The sequence below is a fragment of the Micromonospora sp. L32 genome (assembly GCF_052068055.1).
Lineage (GTDB): Bacteria > Actinomycetota > Actinomycetes > Mycobacteriales > Micromonosporaceae > Micromonospora > Micromonospora purpureochromogenes.
In genome coordinates, this window is record NZ_JBQHDD010000005.1 from 166,100 (window position 1) to 179,999 (window position 13,900).

The 13,900-nt window shown below is 74.5% G+C and carries 16 protein-coding genes; 9 read left to right on the top strand and 7 right to left on the bottom strand.

Translation table 11 applies throughout. From position 1 onward, the window contains the following. Window positions 1–18: 18 nt before the first annotated feature. Genes ACTMTB_RS15655 through ACTMTB_RS15665 form a run of 3 tightly spaced genes read left to right on the top strand, consistent with a single transcriptional unit; the run spans window position 19 to window position 2,251 of the window. Window positions 19–744 carry a FadR/GntR family transcriptional regulator gene (locus ACTMTB_RS15655; RefSeq protein ID WP_441146232.1) on the top strand — a complete coding sequence of 242 codons (726 nt, stop codon included), beginning with the start codon at window positions 19–21 and terminating at the stop codon, window positions 742–744. After that, complete coding sequence (locus tag ACTMTB_RS15660; RefSeq protein WP_441146234.1) at window positions 732–1,571, top strand: sterol desaturase family protein; 840 nt, start codon at window positions 732–734, stop codon at window positions 1,569–1,571. The genes ACTMTB_RS15655 and ACTMTB_RS15660 overlap by 13 nt, the downstream gene beginning before the upstream one ends. Continuing rightward, window positions 1,568–2,251 (top strand): lysoplasmalogenase, encoded by a 684-nt coding sequence (locus ACTMTB_RS15665; RefSeq protein ID WP_441146236.1) that lies wholly within the window; start codon window positions 1,568–1,570, stop codon window positions 2,249–2,251. The genes ACTMTB_RS15660 and ACTMTB_RS15665 overlap by 4 nt, the downstream gene beginning before the upstream one ends. Window positions 2,252–2,372: 121 nt before the next feature. On the opposite strand, the gene ACTMTB_RS15670 is transcribed toward ACTMTB_RS15665, so the two are convergent. The 4 genes from ACTMTB_RS15670 to ACTMTB_RS15685 all read right to left on the bottom strand — a co-directional run bounded on the left by ACTMTB_RS15670 (window position 2,373) and on the right by ACTMTB_RS15685 (window position 5,771). Next, the gene (locus tag ACTMTB_RS15670) at window positions 2,373–4,091 is read right to left on the bottom strand and encodes an acyl-CoA dehydrogenase (RefSeq protein WP_441146238.1); all 1,719 of its coding nucleotides are present in this window, start codon (window positions 4,089–4,091) and stop codon (window positions 2,373–2,375) included. Window positions 4,092–4,115: 24 nt separating this feature from the next. Further along, complete coding sequence (locus ACTMTB_RS15675; protein WP_154936336.1) at window positions 4,116–4,667, bottom strand: PadR family transcriptional regulator; 552 nt, start codon at window positions 4,665–4,667, stop codon at window positions 4,116–4,118. A gap of 107 nt (window positions 4,668–4,774) precedes the next feature. After that, on the bottom strand, window positions 4,775–5,233 hold the full coding sequence (locus ACTMTB_RS15680) for a DUF4383 domain-containing protein (RefSeq protein WP_441146240.1): 459 nt from the start codon (window positions 5,231–5,233) through the stop codon (window positions 4,775–4,777). Between the two features lie 94 nt (window positions 5,234–5,327). Then, window positions 5,328–5,771 (bottom strand): hypothetical protein, encoded by a 444-nt coding sequence (locus ACTMTB_RS15685; RefSeq protein WP_441146242.1) that lies wholly within the window; start codon window positions 5,769–5,771, stop codon window positions 5,328–5,330. A 123-nt stretch (window positions 5,772–5,894) separates the two neighbouring features. On the opposite strand from ACTMTB_RS15685, the gene ACTMTB_RS15690 reads away from it, so the two are divergent. Then, window positions 5,895–6,215: a hypothetical protein gene (locus ACTMTB_RS15690; protein ID WP_441146244.1), complete on the top strand. Its 321-nt coding sequence runs from the start codon at window positions 5,895–5,897 to the stop codon at window positions 6,213–6,215. A 134-nt stretch (window positions 6,216–6,349) separates the two neighbouring features. Then, window positions 6,350–7,240 (top strand): RNA polymerase sigma factor SigJ, encoded by an 891-nt coding sequence (gene sigJ / locus ACTMTB_RS15695; protein ID WP_441146246.1) that lies wholly within the window; start codon window positions 6,350–6,352, stop codon window positions 7,238–7,240. Window positions 7,241–7,363: 123 nt separating this feature from the next. Here sigJ and ACTMTB_RS15700 read toward each other — a convergent pair whose 3' ends face one another. Both ACTMTB_RS15700 and ACTMTB_RS15705 read right to left on the bottom strand, forming a co-directional pair. After that, entirely contained in the window at window positions 7,364–8,209 is an 846-nt protein-coding gene (locus ACTMTB_RS15700; protein WP_441146248.1) for a siderophore-interacting protein, read from the bottom strand. Window positions 8,210–8,213: 4 nt separating this feature from the next. Further along, window positions 8,214–9,245, bottom strand: coding sequence for an ABC transporter substrate-binding protein (locus ACTMTB_RS15705; protein ID WP_441146250.1), 1,032 nt, complete (start codon window positions 9,243–9,245; stop codon window positions 8,214–8,216). Window positions 9,246–9,328: 83 nt separating this feature from the next. On the opposite strand from ACTMTB_RS15705, the gene ACTMTB_RS15710 reads away from it, so the two are divergent. Genes ACTMTB_RS15710 through ACTMTB_RS15725 form a run of 4 tightly spaced genes read left to right on the top strand, consistent with a single transcriptional unit; the run spans window position 9,329 to window position 13,405 of the window. After that, window positions 9,329–10,378 carry a FecCD family ABC transporter permease gene (locus tag ACTMTB_RS15710; RefSeq protein ID WP_441146252.1) on the top strand — a complete coding sequence of 350 codons (1,050 nt, stop codon included), beginning with the start codon at window positions 9,329–9,331 and terminating at the stop codon, window positions 10,376–10,378. After that, window positions 10,375–11,397, top strand: a complete 1,023-nt coding sequence (locus ACTMTB_RS15715; protein WP_441146254.1) for a FecCD family ABC transporter permease — start codon at window positions 10,375–10,377, stop codon at window positions 11,395–11,397. The genes ACTMTB_RS15710 and ACTMTB_RS15715 overlap by 4 nt, the downstream gene beginning before the upstream one ends. Before the next feature lie 43 nt (window positions 11,398–11,440). Continuing rightward, a complete protein-coding gene (locus tag ACTMTB_RS15720; RefSeq protein ID WP_346539900.1) occupies window positions 11,441–12,241 on the top strand; it encodes an ABC transporter ATP-binding protein in 801 nt (266 codons plus the stop codon). 39 nt (window positions 12,242–12,280) lie between these two features. Beyond that, entirely contained in the window at window positions 12,281–13,405 is a 1,125-nt protein-coding gene (locus tag ACTMTB_RS15725) for an FUSC family protein (protein WP_441146256.1), read from the top strand. A 78-nt stretch (window positions 13,406–13,483) separates the two neighbouring features. Here ACTMTB_RS15725 and ACTMTB_RS15730 read toward each other — a convergent pair whose 3' ends face one another. Beyond that, a complete protein-coding gene (locus tag ACTMTB_RS15730; RefSeq protein ID WP_441146258.1) occupies window positions 13,484–13,819 on the bottom strand; it encodes a hypothetical protein in 336 nt (111 codons plus the stop codon). Window positions 13,820–13,900: the final 81 nt, after the last annotated feature.

The window sequence follows — 13,900 nt, forward strand, 5'->3', positions numbered from 1 at the left end:
CGGGGTCACACTGCTGCCGTGGCCTTCGTTCCCGTCCCCCGCAGCTCCGTCGCCGACCACGTCTTCGGCCAGCTCCGCGACGCCATCGTCAGCGGTCGCTACCGCCCCGACGAACCGCTGCCGGGCGAGCGCGAGCTGGCCGCCGCGTTCGCGGTCAACCGGCACGCCGTGCGCGAGGCGCTGCGGCGGCTGCAACAGCTCGGCCTGCTCCGGGTCAGCCAGGGCGGCGCCACCCGGGTGCTCGACTGGCGGGTGCACGCCGGTCTCGACCTGGCGCTGTCCCTCGTACAGTCCGGCGACGTGCTCCCCGTCGACACGCTGGTACGGGACATGCTGGAGATGCGCGCCTGCGTCGGCGTGGACGCCGCCCGGCTCTGCGCCGAGCGGGCCGATGCCGAGCTGCGGGGCAGCGTCATCCGCGACGTCGAGGCGTACGCGGCGCTCGCCCCGGACCTGCACGCGATGGACAAGGCGAACATCGTGCTCTGGCGGGACATCGTCGACGGCTCCGGCAACACGGCGTACCTGCTGGCCTTCAACAGCCTGGTCGCCGGGGCGGTGGCCGTCGGCGAGGTGCCGCCCGAGCGGCGCGCCGCCGAGCTGCTGGACGTCACCGGCCACCGCCGGCTGGCCGAGGCGATCGCCGACGGGCGCGGCGACGACGCCGCCGCGCAGGCCCACGCCCTGCTCACCGCCTCGCTCACCTCCCCCGCCACCCCACCAGGAAGGGAATGCCGAGCATGATCCCCGCCGTGCTCTACGCCGTACCGGCGTTCCTGCTGCTCGTCGTCGTGGAAGCGCTGTCGTACCGGTTCGCCCCCGACGACGACGAACGCGGCTACGAGCTGCGCGACACCACCACCAGCCTCACCATGGGCGTCGGGAGCGTGCTCATCGGAACGCCCTGGCGGCTGCTCACCGTCGGCCTCTACGTGGGGCTGTGGACCCTCGCCCCGGTGCAGCTCTCCCCCACCAGCGTCTGGACCTGGGTGCTGCTCTTCTTCGCCGAAGACCTGGCCTACTACTGGTTCCACCGCACCCACCACGAGGTACGCCTGTTCTGGGCCGCCCACGTGGTGCACCACTCCAGCACGTTCTACAACCTCTCCACCGCACTGCGGCAGGGCTGGACGACGCCGATGACCTCGCTGCCGTTCTGGCTGCCGCTGGCGCTCCTCGGCATCCCGCCGTGGATGATCTTCCTCCAGCAGTCGATCAGCCTGCTGTACCAGTTCTTCCTGCACACCGAGCGGATCGACGTGCTGCCCCGGCCGATCGAATGGGTCTTCAACACCCCGTCGCACCACCGGGTCCACCACGGCGCCAACACCGAGTACCTCGACCGCAACTACGGCGGCATCCTGATCGTCTGGGACCGGCTCTTCGGCAGCTTCGAGCCCGAACGCGCCGCCGTCCGCTACGGCCTGACCAAGAACATCAACACCTACAACCCGTTGCGGGTGGCCACCCACGAGTACGCCGCGATCTGGGCCGACGTCCGGCGGGACACGTCCTGGCGGCACCGGCTGGGGCACGTCCTCGGCCGGCCCGGCTGGCAGCCCGCCCGATGAGGCGGCTCTGGCCCGGACTGTACGCGGCGGTCGTCGCTGTCGAGCTGGCCGGCGTCGCACTCGACGTACCCGCGCTGCAGTGGGCGGCGAAGCCGCTGCTCGCGCCGCTGCTGCTGGCCTGGCTGCTGCGCGTACGCCGCAAGTGGGACCTGGTGGCGGCCGGCCTGGTGTTCGCGACGGCGGGTGACGTGGCGCTGCTGCTGCCCGGCACCACCGCGTTCCTGGTCGGGATGGGGTGCTTCCTCGGCACCCAGCTCTGCTTCCTGACCGCCTTCCTGCGGCACCGGCGGGCGCCGCTGGCCGCGTTCGCCGGCTACCTGGCGGTCTGGGCGGGCGCGAACGCGCTGCTCTGGGAGCGGCTGGGCGACCTGCGGCTGCCGGTGCTCGGCTACAGCCTGGCGTTGAGCCTGATGGCCGCCGCATCGGTGGGGGTGTCCCGCCGGGCGGCGGCCGGCGGGGCGCTCTTCCTCGTCTCCGACGCGCTGATCGGGCTCGGTGCGGCGGGGGTGGAGCCGCCCGGGCGGCGGCTGGCGGTGATGGTCACCTACATCGCGGCCCTGGTCCTGCTCACCACCGCCTGGGCCCGACGCGACGCCACCGCGCACCGCACCGAGGCGCCGGCCCCCTCTCCGTCCCCGACGGGCGCCGCGTCAACGGGGCCCGCGTCGACGGGGCCGTGACCGGCGCTTGATCCACTCGCTTTGCGGCGTGTCGGGGTGTCAGCGCGCTCGGACACCCCGACACGCCGCAAACCGTGCGCCAACCCTGCGCCGGCGGGGGGCGGCGAGGGGCGGCGGTCTGTCAGGGGTTCATCTCGTAGGCGCCGGAGAGCGCCTCCACCTGGGACCAGACCCGGGCGGTGCGCTGCGGGTCGGCGACCGGTCGGCGGACCTGGGTCAGCGCCCACGCCGCCTGCGCGTCGGTGGTGGCCGCCTTGCCGTGCAGTTCGGTGGCGTGGCCGGAGAAGTCGCGGACCAGGATGTCGAAGATCTCGTCCAGCAGGTCGGCGTCCAGGCCGGTCAGCGCGGCCTGCTCCAGGATGAGCTGGCCGTAGACGACCAGCGCGAACAACTGCCCGAGGGCGAGCAGGAAGTCCAGGTCGCGCTGCTGCTCCTCGCTCGGCGCGTGGGCGGCCAGCAGCGCGCAGAGCCCGTCGGCCTGCTCCCGGAACCGGGCCACGTTCGGCACGCCGGCGTGCGCGTCGTACGCGGCCCGCCAGTCGTGGAAGCGGATCGCGCCCAGCCCCCGGGCCGGGCCCTGCCGGAACAGGAACTCGTCGTCGGCCGGGTCGTGCCGGGTCGGCACCGGCGGGAACTCGGCCGGCCGGAACAGGTAGTTGGCCATGAACTTCAGGATCAGGGCCAGGTTGACGTGCACGGTGCCTTCGAGCTTGGGCAGGCCCCGGATGTCCCGCGCGGCCTTGTCGAAGTAGGTGTCCGCCTCGAAGCCCTTGGCGGCGATGACGTCCCAGAGCAGGTCGACGACCTTCTCGCCCTCGGTGGTTACCTTCATCTTGGTCATCGGGTTGAACAGCAGGTAGCGGCGGTCGTCCGGGCCGGCCGAGCGGAAGTAGTCCACCGCCCGGTCGCTGAACAGCTTCATCGCCACCAGCCGGGCGTACGCGTCGGTCAGCTCGCGGCGCACGTGCGGGAAGTCGGTCACCCGCCGGCCGTAGAGCACCCGGTTGTGGGCGTGGGTGACCGCCTCGTACATCGCGTGCTCGCAGATGCCGATCGAGGCGGTGCAGAGGTTGAACTTGCCGACGTTGACGGTGTTGAGGGCGGCGTCGAAGGCGGCCTTCCCGGTGTGCAGGACGTCCTCGGCGCGCACCGGGTAGTCCTCCAGGCGGAACTCGCTGACGTACATCTGCGCGTTCACCACGTTGCGCACCAGGTGGTACGCGGGGTGCCGGCTGTCGGCGGCGAAGAAGACGTACCCGTCGGGGCCGTCCACGTCGGCGCGGCGGCCGAAGACCGAGACCAGGCCGGCGACGTTGCCGTTGCCGATGTAGTACTTGCCGCCGGTGGCCCGGAAGCCATCCTCGCCGTCCGGGGTGAGCAGCATGTCGGTGGAGTAGATGTCGGCGCCGTGGCTGCGCTCGGAGAGGCCGAACGCCATCACGTGGCCGGCGTCGAGCAGGGTGGCGGCGCGGGCCCGGGCGGCGGCGTTGTCGCTCTGCCAGACCGGGCCGAGGCCCAGGACGGTGACCTGCCAGGTGTACCAGTAGCCGAGGCCGTAGAAGCCGAGCACCTCGCTGAGCGCGGCGTTGCGGGCGGTGTCCCAGCGCTTGGCCGGGTCGCCGGCACCGTCGGCGGCCGGGGTGCAGAACGCCGCGAAGAGACCGGACTTGGCGGCGAAGTCGAGGAAGTCGCCGTACCAGGTGTGGTCGTTGTAGCTGTCGACCAGGACCTTCTTGCCGCGCTGCTCGAAGAAGTCGACGGTGGCGCGCAGCAGCCGGCGGGACTCGGAGTCGAGGTGGGCGGGGTCGTAGGTGCGCGGGTTGAGCAACGGGTCGGCCATGGGGGTCCTTTCCGGAGGGTGGGGTCAGCGGGCGAGGTCGCGCAGGGTGGCGAGGACGTCGTCGAGCCAGGCCAGCACCATCCGCTCGTACGCGATGCCGCCGCGCAGCACGACGTGCTGGAGTGCCGCGCGGGCGTCGCCGGGGTCGGGCGCCGGGAAGTCGCGGCGCTCGCCGGCCAGGTAGCTGGCGAGGACCGCCTCGTGGTCGGCGCGGTAGCGCTCGACCTCGGCGACCAGGTCGGCGCGGCCGGCGCGGTCGGCGAAGGCGGCACCGCGGATCTTGACGGCCAGCTCGTGCCGGACCGCCTCGGGCTGCACGGGCGCGCGCAGCCAGTCGGCGAGCGCGCTCTGCCCGGCGGCCGTGGCCGACCAGCACCGCTTGTCGGGGCGGCCGTCCTGGCCGACCTCCTCGGCGGTGACCCAGCCGTCGGTCTCCATCCGCTTGAGCACCCGGTAGATCTGCTGGTGGGTGGCGGTCCAGAACCGGCCGATCGAGCGGTCGAAGCGGCGGGCCAGCTCGTAGCCGGAGGCCGGCTGCTCCAACAGGGAGACCAGGATCGCGTGCTCGAGGGCCATGCGGGCATCCTGCTATGCAACGAGTTGCATAGGCAAGGCTGCAGGGGCGTCGGTCACACACGACGACGCCGCGCCCCTCGCGGGAGCGCGGCGTCGTCGGACGAGGATCAGCGGCGGCCGCCGGCGGGGCGGCGGGTCAATGCCACCCCCAGCCCGATCATGCCGAGGCCGAGGAAGAGGTGCAGCCAGTCGTCCGCGTTGTTGAGCGGAACGAAGTTGGCGCCGCTCTCGTGGTTGACGACCACGCCGTAGAGCCAGAGCACCAGGTAGATGGCCCCACCGGCGAGCAGGAACGTGCGCGCGCCGGAGACCGTGCGCGCCAGGGCGAGCCCGGCGACGCCGTACGCGAGGTGTACCAGGTTGTGCAGGATCGACACCTGGAAGAGCCCGAGCAGATTCGCCTTCGAGTGGTGCCCGGCGAACATCATCGTGTCGAAGTTCGTGGTGACGCCGGGGATGAAACCCAGCACCCCGATCAGCAGGAAGAGCACGCCGGCCGCCTGGGCGGCGCGACGGACGGGCGACACGGCGGTCGCCGATGCCCCTCGGCCGGGTCTGTTCACCATGTCAACCACCTCCGTCGAAGGCCGTGTGGCCCCGGATGCCCCGGACCACACGCCGCAAACCTCCGGAACCGGGCGGTGGTGAGCGGAGGCCGGCTCAGGCCGGTGGCAGGTGCTCCCGGAGCGCGGCGAACTCGGCCACGGTCAGCCAGGAGGGGTTGGCGCCCTGCGGCTGGCGGAGGACCTCCGCCCCGGCCAGCCGGGCGTCGGCGCGCAGCCGCTCCCGGGGCACCCGGTCACCCGGGTCGAGCACCGTCAACTCCAGCGGCACCGACCAGGGCTCCCCCGGCGCCCCCGGCACGGCCGGCCCGGCCAGGCGTCCGACACCCCACACCCCGTACGCCAGCCGGCGTCGGCTGCCACTGGCCCAGAGGACCACCGGCTGACCCGCCCGCATCAGCGCCGTGCGGTAGCCGGGGCGGACGCACCAGCTCCGCACTCTGGGGTCGGCGGCGAAGCGGGACCCCAGGTCGACCGCGTCCGCGTTGCCCTTGACCAGCCAGGCGCCGAGGCTTTCCGGGGTCACCCGTCGAGTCGTCATCCGGTGCTGGTGCCCAGGACCGGCACAGGTCAATCAGTCAACGTGGCGTTGACCACTCCACGAAGGCGTTTACCGGACGCGGGAGGTGGAGAGTTTCCCCCGGTACCGACAGAGGGGGAGACCGTGTCCGAGACCGACCGCCCAGAGCCGCGCGACCGGGGCACCGCGCCCGCCGGGGTGACCGATCCGCTCCTGTGGCGGCTCGCCGCCGGCGTGGCGGACGCGCACCAGCCGGACGAGACCGGGCACTGCGACAACCTGCTCTGCGACCACCAGGAGTGGCCGTGCGACGCCGCCCGCCAGGCGCAGCGGGCGCTGGCCCTCTCCGGCGACGCCCCCGAGGAGGTCACCGGCCCGGTTCGCGACGACCGGCGGGAGGAGTCGCAGGGCGACCTGACGGCCCTGCCCCACCGCCGCTCCCGGACGGCCGCCGAGGCCGCCTGACGCTTCCCGGGCGGGACCGCTCGCCCGGGTCCGCACCCGTCCAGGCCGGCTGCTGCCGCACCCACTCACCGACCCGGGGTCACATCGGCCGGCTCGGCTGTGTCTACTGCTGTGAGACGCGACGAGGGGGCGACGTGACAGCGGTCGACGAGCAGGAGTGGTTGACGCAGCGGTTCGAGGAGCACCGGACCCGGCTCCGGGCGGTGGCGTACCGGATGCTCGGCTCGGTGAGCGAGGCCGACGACGCCGTCCAGGACGCCTGGGTACGGGTCAGCCGGGCCGACACCGGCGCCGTCGAGAACATCGGCGGCTGGCTGACCACCGTGGTGGCCCGGGTCTGCCTGAACGCGCTCCGCTCGCGGGAGCGCCGCCGCGAGGAACCCCTCGACGTGCGGCTGCCCGAGCCGGTGATCAGCCGCGAGCCCGGGAACGACCCCGAACACGCCGCGGTGCTGGCCGACTCGGTCGGGCTGGCGCTGCTGGTGGTGCTGGAGACGCTGACGCCGGCCGAGCGGCTCGCGTTCGTCCTGCACGACATGTTCGCCGTGCCGTTCGAGGAGATCGCCCCGATGGTCGAGCGGTCCCCGGCCGCGGCCCGGCAACTGGCCAGCCGCGCCCGACGGCGGGTACGCGGGCAGGCCCCCGTGCCCGACCCGGACCTCGCCCGGCAGCGGGAGGTCGTCGAGGCGTTCTTCGCCGCCGCCCGCGACGGCGACTTCGACGCGCTCGTCGCCGTGCTGCACCCCGACGTCGTGCTGCGCTCCGACGGCGGCCCGGGCAGCCGCCACACGGTGGTGCTCACCGGCGCGGAGACGGTCGCCGGGCAGGCGGTCACCTTCGGACGGCTCTACCCGTTCATGCGGCCGGCGCTGGTCAACGGCGCCGCCGGCGCCGTGGTCGCGGCGCAGGGCCGGCCGATCTCGGTGATGGGCTTCACCGTCACCGACGGCCGGATCGTCGCCATCGACGTGCTCTCCGACAGCGACCGGCTGCGCCGGCTCGACCTGGCCGTCCTCGACGACTGACGACATGCGGCCCGGCGGGGCGCGGGACCTCGGTCGCCCCGCCGGGGAGCGACGTCGCCGCACCGAGGGGCAGCCGCGGACCGGCCCCGCGGCACGCGCCGCGGCCGCGGACAGCCAGGCCGGTCAGGCGTCCGCCTCCGCGCGCAGCTGCTCCTCGGATGCGCCGCGCCGCCAGTAGCCGGCGAAGGTCACCCGCCGCCGGTCCAGGCCGCGGTCGGTGACCAGGTGCCGGCGGACCGCCCGGACCGTCGAGGACTCGCCGGCGATCCACGCGTACGGGACGCCGGCCGGGAGCCGGGCGGCGCGGATCGCCTCGACCAGCAGGCCGCTGCCGGGCGGGGTGGTGCCCCGGACCAGCCAGCACACCTCCGCGTTCGCCGCGGTGGGCAGTTCGCGCACGTCGGCGGCGTCCGGCACCTCGATCCACGCCCGGACGGTGGCACCGGCGGGCAGCCAGGCCAGGATGCCGGCGGCGGCCGGCAGCGCCGTCTCGTCGGCGGCCAACAGGACATGGTCCGTGCCGGGCGGGGGCCGGAAGCAGACGCTGCGGTTGTCCCGCTCGGCGGGTCCGAGCAGGACGATCCGGTCCCCCGGCCGGGCCCGCCCCGCCCACCGGGTGGCCGGGCCGCTGTCACCGTGGTGGACGAAGTCGACGTCCACCTCGGACGCCTCCGGCCGCTGCCCGCTGATGGTGTAGGAGCGCATCACCGCGCGGACGGCCGGGTCGGTGGCCCGCCAGCGCGCGTACCAGTCGTCCCCGGCATCGAGCGGGACCACCGGCTCCGGCTGGCCCGGGTGGGGCAGGAAGAGCGAGACGCTCTGGTCCCGGCCGCCGCCGGCGAACGCGGCCAGCTCCTCGCCGGTCAGGGTGACCCGGATCAGCGAGGCGCCGATGCGCCGGGTGTGCCGGACCTGGGCCTGATAGAAGCGGTAGCGGAGAGCGACCCGGGTCGCGGAGCCGGTCGTCACGGCGTCAGCCGACCCGCTTGGCCGACCGGATGGCGGTGGCGAGGTTCTCCAGCAGCGGCGCCGCGCCCGCGTACGAGAAGCGGGGCACCGCGTCCCACGGGGTGACCTGGTTGGCACGGACGGCGGGCAGCTGCTGCCAGGTGGGCTTGGCCGCGAGGTCCTTGGGCTGCAACGCGGTGGACCGGTTGTCGAGCAGGATCAGGTCGGCGGGGAACTTGCCGGCGTTCTCCCAGCTCAGGCTCTCGAAGTAGTCGCCGGTGGCGAGCTTGTTCGGCACCACGATGTCGACGCCCAGCTCGGCGAAGTACATCAGGTCGGTGCTGACCTTCGGGTTGGAGACGTAGAACAGGTCGGGGCTGCCGGAGGCGGCGAGTACCCGGATGCCGGGGTTGGCCTTGACCGCCTGGCGGACCGACTCGGCGGCGGCCTCGAAGCGCGCCTTGGCGTCGGTGACCTTCTTCGCGTTCAGGTCGGCGCCGAGGGAGCGGGCCAGTTCCGCGTACCGCTCGATGGGCCGGGTCATCGGCACCCGGGCGGTGGTGACGGTGGCGCTGGGCGCCAGGGCGAGGATCTTGTCGCGGCTCTCGTCCGGCACGTACCAGAGCGCACCGGGGTCGTACATGTGGGTGACCAGCAGTTCGGGGCGCAGCCCCGCGTACTTCTCGACGTTGAACTCGCCCCAGACGTTGCCGAGCACGGTGACCCGGTCGACGTCGAGGCCGCCGGCCTGCGGGTCGACGGAGCCGTCGCTGCGGGTGGTCTCGCCGAACACGCCGACGATCTGCGAGTCGAGTCCGAAATCGACCAGCGCGGCGGCGACCCCGGTGAAGGCGACGACCCGGGTCGGGGTGCTCGACAGCTCGATCTTCTGGTTGCGGTCGTCCGTGAACGACCAGGGGCCGGTCGAGCCCTTGGCACTGGTGGAGCCGGGCTTGTCGGCCTGGCCGCAGCCGACGAGGAGGGTCGCGAGGGTGGCGCCGCCAGCGGCGAGCAGGCCCCGGCGGGAGAGTCCGCGGGCGGACATGGAAGCAGGCATGATGACGTCTTTCGATCAGGACAGGACCGCGATGATCCGCGATGGCGGGGTTAGGTTAACCTAACCTAACCCGAAGTCAACCGGTGCCATGCCGTTTCCCCCCGGAGCCGACCCTGTCCGTCACCACGCTCGCCGCCGCCCCGGCGCCGGCGCCACCCACCCGCCGCGCCGGCCCGGCCGCGGCGCTCGCCGCCGGGCTGCTGCTCCTGCTCGTCGTCGCGGTGCTGAGCATCGCCATCGGCGCCCGACCGCTCTCCCCCACCGAGGTCTGGCACGGCCTGGTCTCCGCCGCCTCCCCCGAACACGCGGTGGTGCACCGGATGCGCCTGCCCCGCACGCTGCTCGGCCTGGTCGCCGGCGCGGCGCTCGGGGTGGCCGGGGCGCTGATGCAGACGCTCACCCGCAACCCCCTGGCCGACCCGGGACTGCTCGGCATCAACGCCGGCGCGGCGGCCGCGGTCGCCTCCGCCACCGCCCTGCTCGGCGTCGGCACCGCCGGCGGCTGGATCTGGTTCGCCCTGCTCGGCGCCGCCACCGTGACCGTCGGGGTGTACGCCGTCGGCGGCGGCCGGCGGGCCACCCCGGACCGCCTCGCGCTGGCCGGGGCGGCGCTCAACGCGGTGCTCTACTCCTACGTCAGCGCGGTCATGCTGCTCAACTCCGCCTCGCTGGACCGGCTGCGGTTCTGGACGGTCGGTTCGCTGGCCAACGCCGAGTTCGCCACCCTGCGTACCGTGGCGCCCTTCGTGCTGGCCGGCCTGCTGGTCGCCCTGGCCGGCGCACGGTCGCTGAACGCGCTGGCCCTGGGCGACGACACCGCGCGGGCGCTCGGCGCCCGGCCGGCCCTGGTGCGCGGCGCCGCCATCGCGGCGATCACGCTGCTCTGCGGCGCGGCCACCGCCGCCTGCGGGCCGATCGTCTTCGTCGGGCTGCTCGTGCCGCACCTGGTCCGCGTGCTGACCGGGCCGGACCTGCGCTGGCTGCTGCCCGCCTGCGCGCTGTACGCGCCCGTCCTGCTGCTCGGCGCCGACGTGCTGGGCCGAGTGCTGGGCCGCCCCGGCGAACTCCAGGTCGGCCTGGTCACCGCCGTGCTCGGCGGCCCGCTCTTCCTGCGTCTGGTGGCCCGGCGATGACCGTGCTCCGCACCCCCGGCGGCCGGTCACTGCGCTGGCGTCCCCGATCGCTGGTCGTCGTCGCCACCGCCGTGCTGCTCGCCGCCGGCCTCGGCGTGCTCGCCGTCGGCGGCGGCGACTACCCGATGAGCCCGGCCGACGTGCTGCGCACGCTGACCGGGGGCGGCACCGCGGCCGAGGAGTTCATCGTCGGCGAGCTGCGCCTGCCCCGGCTGGTCACCGCGCTGGGCGTCGGGGCCGCCCTGGCGCTGTCCGGCGCGGTGGTCCAGACGCTGCTGCGCAATCCGCTGGGCAGCCCCGACATGATCGGTATCACCCAGGGAGCGGCGACCGGCGGACTGATCGCCGTGGTGCTCGGCGGCAGCAGCCTCGCGCTGTCCGGCGCGGCGCTGGCCACCGGGATCTGCACCGGCCTGCTCATCCGTGCCGTCGCCGGCGCCCGGGGCCTGGCCGGTCACCGGCTCGTGCTGGTCGGCATCGGCTTCACGGCGATCCTCACCGGCGTCAACGGCTGGCTGCTCACCCGGGCGCCGCTGATGGACGCCGCCCGGGCGGTGCTCTGGCTCACCGGCAGCCTGGACGGGCGCGGCTGGTCGCAGGCGGTGCCGCTGCTCGGCGCCCTCGCGGCGCTCACCCCGGTGGTGCTCGCCGGCGGCCGGGCAATGGCCATGGTGGAGCTGGGCGACGAGACCGCGACCGCGCTGGGCGTGCCGGTGACCCGGGTCCGGCAGGTGCTGCTCGGCGCGGCGGTGCTGCTCGCCTCCGTCGCCGCGGCCGCCGCCGGGCCGGTCTCCTTCGTGGCGCTCACCGCCCCGCACCTGGCCCGCCGGCTCACCCGCGCGCCGGGGCCGAACCTGGTGGCCTCGGCGCTCACCGGTGCGGTGCTGCTGGTCGGGGCGGACCTGGTGGCGCAGCGCGCCCTCGCCGGCCAGCAACTGCCGGTGGGCGTGGTGACCGGCGTGCTCGGCGGGACGTACCTGGTGTGGTTGCTCGCCGCGCGGCGGGCCGGACGGAACTGAGGGAGATCACGTGTCGGGAAACCCACGCCTGGACGGGGTCGGGCTGACCCTGGCGTACGAGCGGCGGATCGTCGCGGAAGGGCTGTCGGTGGCCGTACCGGACGGGTCGTTCACCGTGGTGATCGGGCCGAACGCCTGCGGCAAGTCGACGCTGCTGCGGGCCCTGGCCCGGACGCTGCGGCCGCGCGCCGGGACGGTGCTGCTCGACGGGCGGGACATCCACGCGCTGCCGTCCCGGGCGGTGGCCCGTACCCTCGGCCTGCTGCCCCAGTCGTCGGTGGCGCCGGACGGCATCACGGTGGCCGACCTGGTCGCCCGCGGCCGGTACCCGCACCAGGGGCTGCTGCGGCAGTGGTCCCGGGAGGACGAACGGGTGGTCGCCGAGTCGATGGCCGCCACCGGCGTCGCCGAACTGGCCGACCGGCCGGTCGACGAGCTCTCCGGCGGGCAGCGGCAGCGGGTCTGGATCGCCATGGCGCTGGCCCAGCAGACGCCGCTGCTGCTGCTCGACGAGCCGACCACCTGGCTGGACGTCGCCCACCAGATCGAGGTGCTGGACCTGTGCGCCCGGCTGCACGAGGAGCAGGGCCGGACGCTGGTGGCGGTGCTGCACGACCTGCACCACGCCGCCCGCTACGCCACCCACCTGATCGCCATGCGCGACGGCCGGGTGGTCGCCGAGGGCGACCCGCGCGAGGTGGTCACCGCCGAACTGGTCCAGGAGGTGTTCGGGCTGCCGTGCCGGATCGTCGAGGACCCAGAGACCGGCACGCCGCTGGTGGTGCCCGCCACCCGCCGTCCACGTTTGCCGGCTGCGGCCTCCCGGGTAGTGCCGACGTCCTGACCGGACACCAAGATCCGGCGTACGGCCGGAGGAGTCGCGATGGCGGGCATGGCCCGGAAGTGGGCGGGGTCCGCCGTCGGCCGGCTGCGGCAGGGCTGGCGGCCGGCGCTGGAGGCGGCTGCGGCGGCCACCGTCGCGTGGATCGTCGCGGCCCGGCTGATCGGCCACCCGGATCCGTTCTTCGCGCCGAGCGCCGCGCTGATCGTGCTCGGCGAGGCGCGCGGGAAGCGACTGCGGCAGACCGTCGAGATGGTGCTCGGGGTGGCCGCCGGGGTGCTCGCCGCGGACCTGGCCGTGCAGTCGCTCGGCCCGGGCACCGGCACCGTCTTCCTCGTGCTGCTGCTGACCATCGGCCTCATGCTCACCATCGGAGCGAGCAGCACGCTCACCGTCCAGGCCGCCGTCTCCGCCCTCTACCTGGTCGCGGTGGCCGCGCCGCAGGGCGGCGGGCTGGTGCCGTTCCGGTTCGTCGACGCGCTGATCGGCGGTGCGGTGGCGCTGGCCGCCAGCCAGCTCATGGTGGCCCGGGACCCGCTCGGCCCGCTCGTCGCCGAGGCCCGGCGCACCTACGGCGACCTGGCCGACCTGCTCGACCGGATCGACCGGGCCCTGGCCGGCGCCGACGAGCAGGCCGCCCGCGCGGCGCTGGACCGGGCCCGCGAGGTGGACGGCTGCGTGGACCGCTTCCGCGTCGCCGTGCAGGCCTGCAGCGAGTCGCTGCGGCTGCGGGTCCGCAAGCGCCGCCACCTCGACCAGGTGGCGGAGGTCGAGGCCACCTGCCACCAGCTCGACTACGCGGTACGCAACATCCGGGTGCTGGCCCGCAACGGCGTGACGCTGACCCGGCTCGGCACGCCGGCCCCGCCGGAGCTGGGCGAGGCGATCCGGGCGCTCGGCGAGGCGGTGCGCGCCGCCGCCGACGCCCTCTCCACCGACCTCGGTGGACACTCGGACGCGGACCGGCACGCGGAACGCGCCGACCACGCCGCCCTGGAGGCGGTACGCCTCGCCGCCCGGATGCTCCGGGCCGACCCGCCGCTGCCACTGATCATGATCGTGGGCCAGATCCGGGCCACCGCCATCGACCTGCTGCGCGGGGTCGGGGTGGACGACGCGGCCGTGCTGGGCCGGGTCGACGAGGCGCTGGGCCTGCCGAACACCTGAGCCGCCGGTCGTTTCCCGGCCGAAGTCCGGCGGGTGTCGCGACGGCGTGCCGGGTGAGTGTGCCCGCCCCGCTCGCCGTCAGGTCCAGCCGGTGCCGGTCCAGCCTTCGCTGATCCACGGTGGCGCCCACCCCGTCACCGCCGCCGCTGCGGCGAGGACGGTCACGGTCGCTGTCCCCACGAGCGCACCCCGCCCGAGGTACCTGGTCCGGGGCAGGCGGGTCAGCAACCAACCCGCAGCCACGGTCACCGGCAGGAGAAGACAGCTGGCTGCGCCGAAGTAGAAGGTCCACTCGGCGGGCGAATCCCTTCCGATCCACAGTGCATCTGCGGCGGCCGTGCCGCACCAGGTGTGGGCGATGACCGCCAGGCCGCCACTCGTGACCGCCTGGGCGACCTCCGACCGCCTACCCACGGTGCTCCTGTCTGTCGTCTCGCCGGGGCCGATCAGCCTATCCGGGCTGGCTCGCCGGAGGCTCGTCCGCTCCGTCCGGAA

What these genes read in the sequence shown, in the direction of transcription:
- ACTMTB_RS15680 (WP_441146240.1), bottom strand. Translation starts at nt 5,233, where the DNA reads ATGGTGAACAGACCCGGCCGAGGGGCATCGGCGACCGCCGTGTCGCCC.
- ACTMTB_RS15715 (WP_441146254.1), top strand. Translation starts at nt 10,375, where the DNA reads ATGACCGTGCTCCGCACCCCCGGCGGCCGGTCACTGCGCTGGCGTCCC.
- ACTMTB_RS15675 (WP_154936336.1), bottom strand. Translation starts at nt 4,667, where the DNA reads ATGGCCCTCGAGCACGCGATCCTGGTCTCCCTGTTGGAGCAGCCGGCC.
- ACTMTB_RS15705 (WP_441146250.1), bottom strand. Translation starts at nt 9,245, where the DNA reads ATGCCTGCTTCCATGTCCGCCCGCGGACTCTCCCGCCGGGGCCTGCTC.
- ACTMTB_RS15665 (WP_441146236.1), top strand. Translation starts at nt 1,568, where the DNA reads ATGAGGCGGCTCTGGCCCGGACTGTACGCGGCGGTCGTCGCTGTCGAG.
- ACTMTB_RS15685 (WP_441146242.1), bottom strand. Translation starts at nt 5,771, where the DNA reads ATGACGACTCGACGGGTGACCCCGGAAAGCCTCGGCGCCTGGCTGGTC.
- ACTMTB_RS15660 (WP_441146234.1), top strand. Translation starts at nt 732, where the DNA reads ATGCCGAGCATGATCCCCGCCGTGCTCTACGCCGTACCGGCGTTCCTG.
- ACTMTB_RS15670 (WP_441146238.1), bottom strand. Translation starts at nt 4,091, where the DNA reads ATGGCCGACCCGTTGCTCAACCCGCGCACCTACGACCCCGCCCACCTC.
- ACTMTB_RS15725 (WP_441146256.1), top strand. Translation starts at nt 12,281, where the DNA reads ATGGCGGGCATGGCCCGGAAGTGGGCGGGGTCCGCCGTCGGCCGGCTG.